The organism is Photobacterium sp. R1, from assembly GCF_054600795.1.
Map to the genome: position 1 here is coordinate 1 of NZ_BAAHZP010000393.1, position 294 is coordinate 294.

Below are 294 nucleotides of genomic sequence, written 5' to 3' on the forward strand. Positions count from 1 at the left end.
TTGTGTTGTGCACTGCGGGACCGGTGGGTTTGTACACAGCAGGTTATACAGAAGAGAGCACGAAGCGAGCCACCAGTCTGCCGCTGTTGCCTGGTGAAATTCCTGAGTTTAACCGCTACGAATTCAGCCGCCCGATGACCAAAGCTGATTGTGAAACGCCTCTTCGGGTTTATTCGCACATCGCCCCTTATATGGGTGGACCGGAGCGTATAAAAAATACCAATGGTGCCGGGGACGGCGCACTGTCTGCACTGCTGCATGATATGGCGGCGAACCGTTACCATAAAGAAAATG

General features: G+C 52.7%; 1 pseudogene. It reads left to right on the top strand.

The annotated features are described in order from the left end of the window. Positions 1-294 (top strand): annotated as a pseudogene (locus ACYP03_RS25570) (inosine/guanosine kinase); the annotation flags it as partial.